The sequence below is a fragment of the Nocardia carnea genome, from assembly GCF_029868855.1.
GTDB classification, from domain to species: Bacteria; Actinomycetota; Actinomycetes; order Mycobacteriales; family Mycobacteriaceae; genus Nocardia; species Nocardia carnea_A.
In genome coordinates this window covers 1-12,679 of the sequence record NZ_JARWOV010000115.1, presented here as the reverse complement: position 1 = coordinate 12,679, position 12,679 = coordinate 1, and the positions used below count along the sequence as shown (strand labels likewise).

General features: G+C 65.7%; 8 protein-coding genes and 1 pseudogene. 1 reads left to right on the top strand and 8 read right to left on the bottom strand.

The window, feature by feature from the left end; all coding sequences use genetic code 11:
- Positions 1-168: 168 nt before the first annotated feature.
- The 5 genes from QH195_RS11525 to QH195_RS11505 form a co-directional block, all read right to left on the bottom strand.
- The gene (locus QH195_RS11525; RefSeq protein ID WP_280424256.1) at positions 169-1,434 is read right to left on the bottom strand and encodes a fatty acid desaturase family protein; all 1,266 of its coding nucleotides are present in this window, start codon (positions 1,432-1,434) and stop codon (positions 169-171) included.
- Positions 1,435-1,658: 224 nt separating this feature from the next.
- Entirely contained in the window at positions 1,659-3,023 is a 1,365-nt protein-coding gene (locus QH195_RS11520) for a fatty acid desaturase family protein (RefSeq protein ID WP_280424257.1), read from the bottom strand.
- A 153-nt stretch (positions 3,024-3,176) separates the two neighbouring features.
- A complete protein-coding gene (locus tag QH195_RS11515; protein WP_280435343.1) occupies positions 3,177-4,310 on the bottom strand; it encodes a ferredoxin reductase in 1,134 nt (377 codons plus the stop codon).
- Positions 4,311-4,474: 164 nt separating this feature from the next.
- The gene (locus tag QH195_RS11510) at positions 4,475-4,978 is read right to left on the bottom strand and encodes a DUF6912 family protein (protein WP_280424264.1); all 504 of its coding nucleotides are present in this window, start codon (positions 4,976-4,978) and stop codon (positions 4,475-4,477) included.
- 10 nt (positions 4,979-4,988) lie between these two features.
- Positions 4,989-6,395: a WS/DGAT/MGAT family O-acyltransferase gene (locus QH195_RS11505; RefSeq protein ID WP_280424259.1), complete on the bottom strand. Its 1,407-nt coding sequence runs from the start codon at positions 6,393-6,395 to the stop codon at positions 4,989-4,991.
- A 327-nt stretch (positions 6,396-6,722) separates the two neighbouring features.
- On the opposite strand from QH195_RS11505, the gene secA reads away from it, so the two are divergent.
- Positions 6,723-9,587 carry a preprotein translocase subunit SecA gene (gene secA / locus QH195_RS11500; RefSeq protein ID WP_280424260.1) on the top strand — a complete coding sequence of 955 codons (2,865 nt, stop codon included), beginning with the start codon at positions 6,723-6,725 and terminating at the stop codon, positions 9,585-9,587.
- A 90-nt stretch (positions 9,588-9,677) separates the two neighbouring features.
- Here secA and QH195_RS11495 read toward each other — a convergent pair whose 3' ends face one another.
- The 3 genes and pseudogenes from QH195_RS11495 to QH195_RS11485 all read right to left on the bottom strand — a co-directional run.
- Positions 9,678-10,076 (bottom strand): DUF732 domain-containing protein, encoded by a 399-nt coding sequence (locus QH195_RS11495; RefSeq protein ID WP_280424076.1) that lies wholly within the window; start codon positions 10,074-10,076, stop codon positions 9,678-9,680.
- A gap of 225 nt (positions 10,077-10,301) precedes the next feature.
- Positions 10,302-11,099: an ESX secretion-associated protein EspG gene (locus QH195_RS11490; RefSeq protein WP_280435342.1), complete on the bottom strand. Its 798-nt coding sequence runs from the start codon at positions 11,097-11,099 to the stop codon at positions 10,302-10,304.
- Positions 11,096-12,679: pseudogene (locus QH195_RS11485) on the bottom strand (hypothetical protein); the annotation flags it as partial. The gene QH195_RS11490 and the pseudogene QH195_RS11485, both read right to left, overlap by 4 nt.

The following is a 12,679-nucleotide window of genomic DNA, read 5'->3' as shown; positions in this document are numbered from 1 at the left end:
CCACCGTTTAAAAACCCGCGCCCCCCGCCCCCCGCCCCCCCCGCCACCACCGTATCCCGGGCCGGATGGGCGTTGGCCACCTCAATATCCACCGCGGCTTTTTCGTTGAGCACATCCACGATCGGCTGGGTGAACACGGGGCCGCGGCAAGCCCGGCCCGGGGGGCGCTTACGACGCGGCGGGAACCGGGGCGGGGGAGCGCCGCGAGAGCCGTCGGCGGCCTTCGGCGATCGCGGTACGCAGGCCCCGTCGTTTCCCGGTCACCGGGTCGACCGTGGCGACGGCTCGGCCGTTGAACCGTCGTTCCGAGGCTGTTTCCGGCGCATCGTCTGCGGTGTGGCGCAGATACTTGTTCGGCAGCGACAGCTTCAGGATGGTCCGCCACGCCTTGAAGTACTGGACGGGCAGGGAACCGGTCGTATACGGCAGGTCGTATTTATCGCACAGTTCCCGTACCCGGACCGCGACCTCCGCGTACCGGTTGCTGGGCAGATCCGGGAAGAGATGGTGTTCGATCTGGTGGCTCAGATTGCCGGTCATGAAATGCATGAGCTTGCCGCCGGAGATATTGGCGCTGCCCAGCATCTGCCGCAGGTACCACTGCGCGTGGGTCTCGTTGTCGATATCGGCCTTGGTGAACTTCTCGGCGCCGTCGGGGAAATGACCGCAGAAGATCACGGCATTGGACCAGATATTGCGGATGACGTTCGCCGCCAGGTTCGCGGTGAGGGTGTGGAAGAAGGAGGGGCCCGTCAGCAGCGGGAAGACGACGTAATCCTTCAACGCCTGCTTTTTGATCTTCGCCACGACCTCGTCGACCTTCCGGTCGAATTCGGCCCGTTCCGGTGTTCCGGGCTGCACCTTCCCGGCCGCGATCTTGCCGAGTTCCAGGTGCTGGATCGCGACACCGTATTCGAACAGCGATTGCAGGACGAGGTTGTAGACCGGGTTACCGATATTGAAGGGCTTCCAACGCTGATCGCGGGTGACCCGCAGCAGGCCGTAGCCGATATCGTCGTCCATGCCCAGGACATTGGTGTACTTGTGGTGCAGGTAGTTGTGGGTGTGCTTCCAGTGTTTGGACGGACCCGCGTTATCCCATTCCCAGTGGGTGGAGTGGATCTCCGGATCGTTCATCCAGTCCCACTGGCCGTGCATCACGTTGTGCCCGATCTCCATGTTCTCGATGATCTTGGCGGTGCCCAGCAGTGCCACGCCGGCCAGCCAGGCCGGGGGTAGAAAACTGGCGAACAGTACGGTACGGCCGCTGATTTCGAGCGCGCGTTGCAAACGGATGACATTCCGGATATAGCGGGCGTCGCGCTCGCCGCGGGTGGATTCGATGTCTCGGCGAATCGCGTCGAACTCTGCTCCGAGCGCTTCCACATCCGCCTCGGTGAGGTGTGCGTATTCCTTGACATCCGATATAGCCATGCGGGCTACCCTACCGTAAGTTACGACACCGTAGGTTTGGGGATATCGGTAGAAAATGTGGCGTGCGCCCTATTGCAGATCCCAATGGGCGGGTGCTATGCCGAGACGGAATGCCGATGGCGTGGGTCACCGTGGCAGCTCGATCGAATCATCGACGGATTCCGGGCGGACGTTACACCGGAATGCACGCGGCCGCGCGGCGAAATATCCGGCAGGGCAGGCGACTACCCGGTATTCGCTCGGCGTAGGGCGTGCCGGGCTCGCCGCAGCAGATCCCGCTCGTGCCGGGCCTTGGCCCGCATCGAACGCTGGGCGGTGCGCAGAACTTCCTTCTCGTGCTCGGCCTTGGCCCGCAGGGCGAGCTTCGCCTCCGACAGCGCCGATTTCAAACCCCGCCGTTTGCCGGTGGCCGGATCGATACTCCACGGCCGGTGTTCGGCGCCGGAGTGCACGGTGAGACCGGCGAATTTGCGTTCCGACGAGGTTTCCGGCGCATCGTCGGCGGTACGCCGCAGGAATCGATCCGGCAGGGCCAGTTTGTGGATGGTGCGGAAAGCCAGCAGATACTGCTTACCCAGCGACCCGGTCGTATACGGCAGATCGTATTTCTCGCACAGCTCGCGTACCGCCACCGCGACCTGCGGGTAGCGGTTACTCGGCAGATCCGGGAAGAGGTGGTGCTCGATCTGGTAGCTGAGATTGCCGCTCATGAACCCCATCACCGGCCCGGCGGAGAAATTGGCGCTACCCAGCATCTGCCGGAGATACCATTCACCGCGCGTCTCGCCTGCGAGTTGTTCTTCGGTGAACTTCTCCGCACCGTCGGGGAAATGGCCGCAGAAGATGACCGCGTAGGCCCACAGATTGCGGATCAGGTTCGCGGTGGCGTTGGCCTTCAGCGTGGCGGTGAAGGCGGGACCGGTGAGTGCCGGATAGATGAGAAAGTCCTTGGCGACCTGTCGCGCGATCTTGCGGCCGAACTGTTTGTTCGGTTCGGAATCGAGCTGGAAGCGCGGCACCCCGGACAGTTGTTTCTCGATCTTCCAATCATGTAGGGCGATCCCCCATTCGAAGGCCGCCGCCAGGACGATATTGGCGATCGGCTGCACCAGGTGGACGGGCCGCCACTGCTCGTCGCGCGTCATCCGTAGAATGCCGAAGCCGAGGTCTTCGTCGCGGCCGAGCACATTGGTGTAGGTGTGGTGCGAATAGTTGTGGGCGCGCCGCCACTGTGCCGACGGGCCGGTCATATCCCACTCCCAATTCGTGGAGTGGATCTCGGGATCGTTCATCCAATCCCACTGGCCGTGGCTGATGTTGTGTGCCAGTTCCATATTCTCGATGATCTTGGCAACCGAGAGCAGCGCGGTCCCGGCCAGCCAGGCCCAGCGGTTCCGGCTGCCGAAAAGAACGGCCCGCCCCGCGAACTCCAGACCGCGCTGGGCGGCGATGGTGCGCCGGATGTAGCGGGCATCGCGTTCACCCAGGGACTGTTCGACCGACTGCCGGATACCGTCGAGTTCCTGACCCAGCATCTCGACATCCGCGGCCGTGAGGTGGGCAAAGGCTCTGATGTCGGTGATGGCCACCGGCGTCCCTTCTGTAAGCGCGATATGCGTAACCGAGAGCGGTACGGTTCGGATCGAGTATGTGATTCCGTGATCTTCCCGGGTTCCGGGAAGTGCCCCTGCGGTACACCCCGAGCGTACCTGGGCGCGGTGTTCACCGAGGGTGTGGTTCGGTCAGACGTCGAGGGTGCAGTTCCCGGCCGCCGCCGAAATACACGTCTGCACCTTTTCACCTTCGAAACGTTCGGTGCCGTTGCGCAGATCGCGGGCATGCCCCGAGGTCAAGGTGACCACACAGGTCTGGCAGATACCCATCCGGCAGCCGAACGGCAACTGAACACCCGCGGATTCGCCGGCCTCCAGCAGTGTGGTGGCGCCGTCGACTGTTGCGGTGCGACCCGTTTTCCCGAAGGTGACGGTGCCGCCCTCGGTGGTCGCCGACCGTTCCACCTCGAATCGCTCGACATGCAGCGCGCCGTCCAAGCCGGCCGCGCGCCAGTGCTTCTCGATTTCGTCGAGCATGCCCAGCGGTCCGCATGCCCAGGTCTGTCGTTCCCGCCAGTCCGGGTACAGCTCGTCGAGCGCGGCCGGGGCGAATTTGCCCTGGTCCGCGGTGAGATGGATATGCGACACGAAGCCCGGATGCCGCCGGTGCAGGTCGGCGAGCTCGTCCGCGAACATGACCTCCTCGGCGCTCCGGGCCGAATGGATATGGACCACGTCGGTCACCGAGTCACGGCGATCCAGGGCGCGCAGCATGGACATGACCGGCGTGATCCCGGAACCCGCGGTGAGGAAGAGCACCTTCGGCGGCGGCGGTGACGGCAGGACGAACGCACCCTGCGGGGCCGCCAGCCGGACCACGGTCCCGGGGGTGACGCCGTTGACCAGATGGCTGGACAGGAAACCCTCCGGCATCGCCTTCACCGCGATGGCGATGACCTTCTTGCCGTAGCGCGGATCGTTCCAGTCCGGCGGGCTGGTGAGCGAATAGGACCGCCAATGCCAACGACCGTCGACCAGGATGCCGATACCGATGTACTGGCCGGGTTCGTACCGGAAATCGAAACCCCAGCCGGGTTTGATCACCAGGGTCGCCGAATCGGTGGTTTCCTTGCGAACGTCCACTACGCGGCCGCGGAGTTCCCGGGCCGACCACAGCGGATTGGCCAGATGCAGATAGTCGTCGGGCAGCAGCGGGGTGGTCGCCCGGGCCACCGCCCCGCGCAGGACGTTGAGCCGTCCGCCGCGTTCGGCGACCTCGGCCGCCGGAGCTTCCAGCCACTCGCGGACATTCTCGAGAAACATCGGTGCCGTGTCGTCCTTCTGTCGTTCGTGGCCACCTGCGGCGACCGCCTGCCCACAGGTTACGGCATCGTAGGTTGTCCGGGGTTCGTGCGCCGTCACAACTATCGGGCGCTCGTACCGGGCGGGGTCCGAGACCCGGTAGAGCGCGGCGAACCGGACGATCGTCAGAGCAGATCGAGCAGGAAGGGCAGTTCCTGCGTGGCGTACCAGGCCAGCTGGTGGTCCTCGGCGTCACCCAGCACGAATTCCGCGTCCTCGTCGCCCAGATCCGCGGCGTCGATGATGTCCACGGCCTCGGCCACGGCGGATTCGGCTTCGGCCAGGTCCATATGGACCGAGCCGACCCGCTTGTATTCGATCGGGCCGTCCAGCTTCACGACGGCATCGTCGAGGTCGGGCCGCAGGGTCGCGTCCGTCACGTCGACCGCGATCACCGCGCGCCGGTACATCGGCGCCGACGAACTGTGCACCTCGTCGGCCAGCAGCCGCAGCGACGCCCGCGCCGCCTCCGCCATGGCGACCTCCGCGAGCTCCTCGTCGTCGCCCGACGCGTAGGCCTCCCGTAGGGCGGGGGTGAGCGCGAACGCGGTCCCGCCCACCGGGTGCAGTTCGCGTTTGTCCACGAGGTCCCGCAGCATCGACACCGTCGCCGGTACGTACACGCGCATGGTCTTGCGGTCAGAGGCAGGCACCGAGTAACTCCTCCATCGATTCGGGCACCGACGCGGCCAGCACACCGATATCGGCCATTGCCTCGCGGTCGGCGTTGAGTCCGTAGCAGACCCGTCCGTCATAGGACGTGATCCCGATACTCGTCGCCTGGTTGCGCAGCAACGGCGAAACCGGGTACATCTCCAGCATCCGCGCCCCGCCGACGAACATCGGCGTCTGCGGGCCCGGCGCGTTGGTGATCACCACATTGAACGTATGGTCTGCGAACGTACTCGCTGCCCGCACACTCATGGCGTGCAGGCTGGCAGGAGCGAAGCCGGCGAGGTGTACCAGGGTGCGGGCGCGCACCGCATGCCGCGGCCGGCCGTCCTCCGAGGTCGCGTGGGCGATATGCGACAGCCGCATCACCGGGCTCGGTTCGCCCACCGGAAGCGAGATCAGCAGTGGAGTGATCTCACTGGGCAGGCTGCGCCCGGTTCGGGGTTCGCCGCCGTATCCCGACATCGGCACCACCGCGCGCAGCACGGTCGATTCGGTCAGGCCCTTGTTCCGGGACAGCAGCCAGTTGCGCAACGCACCCGTCACCACGGCCAGTACCACATCGTTGATGGTGCAGCCGGCCTGCTGATGGATCCGTTTGTAATCGGCCAGGTCGGTCACCGCGGCGGTGAACCGGCGCTGCCGGCAGGTGCGGGCGTTCAACGGGCTGTCCGGGGTACTGCTGGCCGCCGACCGCACCGCCGACACCACGGTGTCCAGCGTCCGGCCTGCCGTACCGATCAGGCCCGCCGCGTTCGCTCCCGCCTCACGCAGGACCTCCACCGCCGAGGTCGGCTGCGCGACGAGGTTGCCCAGCGCGCCCAGCAGCAGATCGGTATCGCTCGGTTCGCGGCCCGGCTGCCACAGATCGTCGGCGATCTCGCGCGGGGATTCGGCGGTGTCGGCGACGACATGCCCGATCTCCAGGGCGGCGACACCGTCCACCAGGGCCGCATGGGACTTCGTATAGATGGCGCAGCGCCCACCGGACAGGCCCTCGATCAGGTACATCTCCCAGAGCGGCCGGGACGGGTCCAGCGGCCGGGAGCCCAGCCGGGCGACCAGTTCGTGCAGCTGGTCGTCGCTGCCCGGTGAGGGCAGTGCCGACCGGCGGATGTGATAGGTGATGTCGAAGCGGCTGTCCTCGACCCAGACCGGCCGCCCCAGCGACAGCGGGACCTGCCGGACCTTGCGCCGGTACCGGGGAGCCAGGGGCAGGCGTGCTTCGACCAGATCGACCAATGCCGGGTAGTCCAGCGGACGATCGTCGCCGGTGGTGTTGTCCAGGACGATCAGTGATCCGATGTGTACCGGGTGCGTGGTCGATTCCAGCCGGAAGAAGTCGGCGTCCTGCGGTGTCAGCCTGGCTATCACGCTGGTGTCTGCCCTTCGGAGTCCGGAATCCGGACTCCATTGTGACCAGTCCGCAGTCGTTCCCGCACCATTGTGTGGATTTTCCGATACGCGATTCGCCGGCTTGCGCGATAGTTCGCGGTGGTATAGCTGCCGCGGGTCGCGGTCGGCGTAAATGTGACGAAGGCGCGGTGGCCGGGTCCGCGGCGACGCCTACCATGGGAGCCGCATTACCATGAAGCAAGCTGCGGCCAACCTACGCACGCCGGTAAGGACGGTTACCACCGCCGGGCGGAGTGCAGCCGTGAACATCGGAGCCGAAACCGACCCAGAGGACTGACGAGACTCGTGCCTGCGCTGACACTGACGAGGTTGCTACGTTTTGGTGAGGGTCGCATGGTCAAGCGTCTCTCCCATCTCGCCGACGAGGTGATCCGGCTCGAGGACGATTTCTCCTCGCTCACCGACGCCGAGCTACGGGCGAAAACCGACGAGTTCCGGGAACGCTACGCCGACGGTGAAACCCTCGACGACCTGCTGCTCGAGGCCTTCGCGGTGGCCCGTGAGGCCTCGTGGCGGGTACTGCAGCAGAAGCACTACAAGGTGCAGATGATGGGCGGCGCGGCCCTGCACCTGGGCAATATCGCGGAAATGAAGACCGGTGAGGGTAAAACCCTCACCTCGGTACTGCCCGCGTATCTGAACGCGATCAGCGGTGACGGCGTGCATATCGTCACCACCAACGACTACCTGGCCAAACGCGACTCCGAATGGATGGGCCGGGTACACCGTTTCCTCGGTCTCGAGGTGGGCGCGATCCTCGCCGGGATGACGCCTGCGCAGCGGCGCGAGGCCTACAACGCCGATATCACCTACGGCACCAACAACGAATTCGGCTTCGACTATCTACGCGACAATATGACCCATTCGCTGGACGATCTCGTCCAGCGCGGCCACAATTTCGCCGTGGTCGACGAGGTCGACTCCATTCTGATCGACGAGGCCCGTACGCCGCTCATCATCTCGGGCCCCGCCGATGCCTCCAGTAAGTGGTATGCGGAATTTGCCCGAATTGCGCCGTTGCTGAAAAAGGATCTGCACTACGAGGTCGATATCAAGAAACGCACCATCGGTGTGCACGAGGCCGGGGTGGAGTTCGTCGAGGACCAGCTCGGTATCGACAATCTCTACGAGGCGGCGAACTCGCCGCTGGTGAGCTATCTGAACAACGCCATCAAGGCCAAGGAGCTCTACACCCGCGACAAGGACTACATCGTCCGCGACGGTGAAGTGATCATCGTCGACGAGTTCACCGGACGTATCCTGGTCGGCCGTCGCTACAACGAGGGTATGCACCAGGCGATCGAGGCCAAGGAAGAGGTCGAGATCCAACCGGAGAACCAGACCCTGGCCACGATCACCCTGCAGAACTACTTCCGTCTCTACGACAAGCTGTCCGGGATGACCGGTACCGCCGAAACCGAGGCGGCCGAACTGCACCAGATCTACGATCTCGGGGTCATCCCGATCCCGACCAACCGGCCGATGGTGCGCGTCGACCAGGCCGACCTCATCTACAAGACCGAAGAGGCGAAGTTCAACGCCGTGGTCGACGATGTGGTCGAACGGTACGAGGCCGGGCAGCCGGTGCTGATCGGTACCACCAGCGTGGACCGTTCCGAGTACCTGTCCAAACAGCTCACCAAGCGCGGCGTACCGCACAACGTGCTCAATGCGAAGTTCCACGAGAAGGAAGCGCAGATCATCGCCGAGGCCGGACGGCCCGGAACGGTCACCGTCGCGACCAATATGGCCGGTCGCGGTACCGATATCGTGCTCGGCGGCAACCCGGACATCATCACCGACACCCTGCTGCGCCAGCAGGGGCTGGACCCGGTGAACACGCCCGAGGAATACCAGGCCAACTGGTTCCATGCCCTGGAGAAGGTCAAGAAGCAGGTCGCCGAGGACGCCGAGGCGGTGAAGGACGCCGGCGGTCTGTACGTGCTCGGCACCGAACGTCACGACTCCCGGCGTATCGACAACCAGCTGCGCGGCCGGTCGGGCCGCCAGGGCGACCCGGGCGAGTCCCGGTTCTACCTGTCGCTCGGCGACGAGTTGATGCGGCGGTTCAACGGCGCGGCGCTCGAATCGATCATGACCCGGCTCAACCTGCCCGACGATGTGCCGATCGAGGCGAAGATGGTCTCCAAGGCCATCAAGAGCGCGCAGACGCAGGTCGAGCAGCAGAACTTCGAGATCCGCAAGAACGTGCTCAAGTACGACGAGGTGATGAACCAGCAGCGCACCGTCATCTACAGCGAGCGCAACCGTATCCTGCGCGGCGAGGATATGGAGGGCCAGGTCCAGAGCATGATCACCGATGTGATCACCGCCTACGTCAACGGCGCCACCTCCGAGGGCTATGTGGAGGACTGGGATCTGGACAAGCTGTGGGGAGCGTTGAAAACCCTGTACCCGGTAAGCCTGAAACATCAGGATCTCACCGGCGAGACCGAGGTCGGGGAGGCCGGGGAACTGACCCGCGAAGAACTGCTCGATACCTTGCTCGACGATGCGCACGCCGCTTATGCGCAGCGCGAAGCCGAGATCGACGGGCTGGCCGGCGAGGGCAGTATGCGCACACTGGAACGCCAGGTGCTGTTGTCGGTGCTGGATCGTAAATGGCGCGAGCATCTCTACGAGATGGACTATCTGAAAGAAGGCATCGGCCTGCGCGCCATGGCGCAGCGCGATCCGCTGGTGGAATACCAGCGCGAGGGCTTCGATATGTTCGCGAACATGCTGGAAGGGTTGAAAGAGGACGCTGTCGGCATCCTGTTCAACGTCCAGGTCGAGGTCCAGCAGCCGCAGCCCGAGGGCGTGCAGGTCGACGGCGGTCTCCGGTCGCCGGTGGGCGCGCTGGCCGGTGCCCAGCCCTTGCCGCCGGAGAGCCAGTATCCGACGGAGAAGCTGCCGATCATCAACGGTGCTCCGCCCGCGCTGCGGGCCCGCGGTATCGATCAGTCGGGTCCGCGCGGACTGAGCTATTCGGGCCCCGCCGAAGGTGGCGCCACGGCGGTGCACAGCGACGCCGAGGAATACGGGTCCGAATCCGAGGACCGGACGCAGGGGACGCGCCGTGAGCGTCGTGAGGCGGCGCGTGCGCAGACCAAACAGGGCAAGGGCCCGAAGTCACGCCGCAAGCACTGAATCCGGCAACGGCGGCGCCCCACCGAAGTGGTGGGGCGCCGCCGTTTTCGGGTTGCGGCCCGGCTGCGATTTCGCCGCAGCGGCATCGGTTCAGATACCGGCGGAATGCCGTGGGCAGTAGGAACCGATCGCGGCCTGTAGGAAGAGATAGGGATACTCCACGTAGGGGCGGGACTCCTCGGCGAGGTAGGTGCGATTCGCCGCGGTGTTACCGGATTCGTCGAGGTATTCACATTGTGCGCGGGCGAGGGCGATGGCCCCGTCCTGCACCGGGCGCGGCTCGTCGTCGAAGGCGCTGGCCCGGAGGAATTCTCGATCGGTGAAGGGTAGCTGGGCGACGGAGTCGTCCTTGCCGGCTGGGTTCTGCAGGCCGGCGGTACCCGGGGCACCGGGCCGGTTGGCGCCGGAATGGGGATGCGCCCAGGCGGCCGGGGAGCCGCCGAACAGGAGTGCGGACGCTGCCGCGCTGATGATCAATATCCTGAACATCGTTCCTTCTGTGCTCGATGACATGCGGGAGGGGAACAGCTGTCGTACACAGATATCCGGATCGTCTACATCCGGACGATCACGCCGATGCCGCGCGGTTCGCCACGGTGGAACTGCATCGATGCGCGCGCATCGTATCGGGAATTGATGCCTGCCGTCCGCTCTTCGGGAAAGAACCGCCGAAACATGGTGACCTCTATTGTTTCCGGGCGGCCACCTGCGAGTTCATTCCTCGTGTTCGAGATTCCGGTCCAACCGCAGCAGCACTTCGGCAACCTGCTCCTGGACCCATTCGATCATCCCCTTGGTACCCATCCCGGTCGCCACGGGCACTTCCGCGGAAAGCGAAGTGACATAACGTCCGTCGCCGGGCATATCCCGCCAGCGCAGCCCCATGTCGACCCGGCCGCGCGGCCCGAACATCGACCGGCCCTGGAAAACCCGGACCAAACCGGTCGCGGTGGCGGGCGTATTCAGATAGGCCTCACTGCGGTATGCCTCGTCGTCCTCGGGTTCGTCGTCATCGCTGATCAGCGGGACGAACGGCCGGGCGTCCGGTTGCGTCTCGGGATCGATCAGGGTGATCTGGCGCATCCGCCCGGCCTTCGCGGGCGGCAGCAGGTCGAGGACGGCCTCGGCGAGAGCATGCGGGTCGCAGGCGGTCACGTCGAAACCGCCGCTGTGCCAGACCGTTTCGCCGGGGCGCTGGGTGATCACGAAACCCCGTGCCCGTTGCCGGACGGCATGGACGCGGGTCCATCCCTCCGGCTTCTCCGGCTCTTGTTCATCCCAGGCCTGCGCGACCACGGTGACATCCGGACGGGTGAGGGCATCGGCCAGCACGGCCAGCTCGGCATCGTCACGGTCCCGCAGCTCGCGCAGGGTTCTCGCCCGCTCCGCCCGATAATCCGCGGCCAGCCAGGTTCGGCTGGTGAAGGTGAACGGAACCGGGAGTTCGGTGCAGCCGTGTTCCTCACACAGCAGGACGAATTCGAGATCGGTCAGTGCCCAGGTGGGATTCACTGTTCGATCACCGGCCGTACCTTGGCCGGCGATTCGTCGAAGACTTCGTCCAGGTTCTCCCGCGACACCAGGAACTCGGCCGGGGTGTGACCGTTGTTCTGCCCGGGATTACCCGCGGAACCCGTACCCGCGGCCGGCGCGCCCATCATCGGCATACCGGGCGAACCGCCCGGTGAACCGGCGGCAGCCGAGATACCCGAGTAGCCGGCCGGATCCAGACCCGGACCGGCGACCGAGGCGCGGGGGAACGGACTGGGTTTCGTACCCGGATACGGTGCCAGCGGTTCGGATTCCGCTACCGGGACACCCGCGCCGCCACCGGCCCCGCCACCGCCGAGTCCCGCGGCCGGTTCGAGAGATTTCGCGGGGTCCAGAAGTTGCTCCAGATGCTGCTGCAACGCACTCGGGTCGAGCATGTGCTGTAGCTGATCCAGCCCGGGCAGCGTGCCTCCGGTCTGGGTGAAGGCCTGGATGCCCTGGGTGAGCATATTCGTGAGCCGGTCGAAGATGTTCTGCTCCTGCCCGGGTACCGAACCGGTTCCCGACGTTTCCGGTGTACCGCCGAGCAGCGCGGATATCGTCGATTCCGGGTCGGTCTTTCCCTCGGTATCGCCGGCCGGTGTGATGTCCTCACCGAATGCCCCGAACAGGCTCTCGACGGCGCCGTAGGGTGAATCCTGCTCGTACAGCGATTCGAGCGGAGTGTCGTGCAGTTCCGGCGGCATCTGGTCGAGGGGGATTCCGGTGATCTTCGACAGCGCGTCGGCGAGGGTGGGTGGTTTGCCGTCCTTGCCGGTGATCGGAATATTCTTCAGCGCGTCGGGCAGCAGCGACTTCGGGATACCGGTGAGCTTGGCGAGGATATCGGCGGCCGTGGGATTCTTCGGCATGGTGGTGCCGGTCACCGGGGTGCTCTCGCCGGGCACGCTCTCGCCCGGGGTATCCGCGGCCGGTACCGAGGGGACCGTCGGCGGGGTTTCCCCGCCGGTTCCGCCGGACCCGCCGGTGGATTGGGGCGTGGGTGTCGCTGCGCCGGAACCGTATTCGGCCTGATCGTGACTCGGCACCTCGGGGGTTTGCCCACCGCCGTCGCCCCCGCCCTGGCCGCCGCTCTGCTCTCCGGAGCCCTGGCCTTGTCCGTGACCCTGTCCTTCCCCCTGCCCCTGCCCCTGACCTTGTCCTTCGCCTTGCCCCTGGCCGCCGCCTCGGTCACCGCCCTGCCCGCTGCCCGAGCCGCTGCCCTGGCCATCGCCCTGACCTCCGCCTCGGCCGGAGCCCTGCCCGTTCTGGTCGTCGTCCTGGTTGCGGCCGTCCTCGAGCCCCTGGTCGTAGCCCTCGTCGTAGCCTTCCTGGTACGCCTTGTCCTCCGGGCTCGGGTTTCCCCCGTTTTCGTTGTTGTTCTGGTTCTGGTCGTCGTTACCGCGGACGATGATCAGCGAGGTGCCGGCGGCGGAGCGATTCCGTCCGAAGCGGGCTCGCTGCTTCTCGTCGTCGTATGCTCGGCCATCGGCTGTGCGGCCGCATCGATGCGCGGAATATCGCGAGCCGGGCTGATGGGCGCGCTCGCGGCTGCGCAGGCG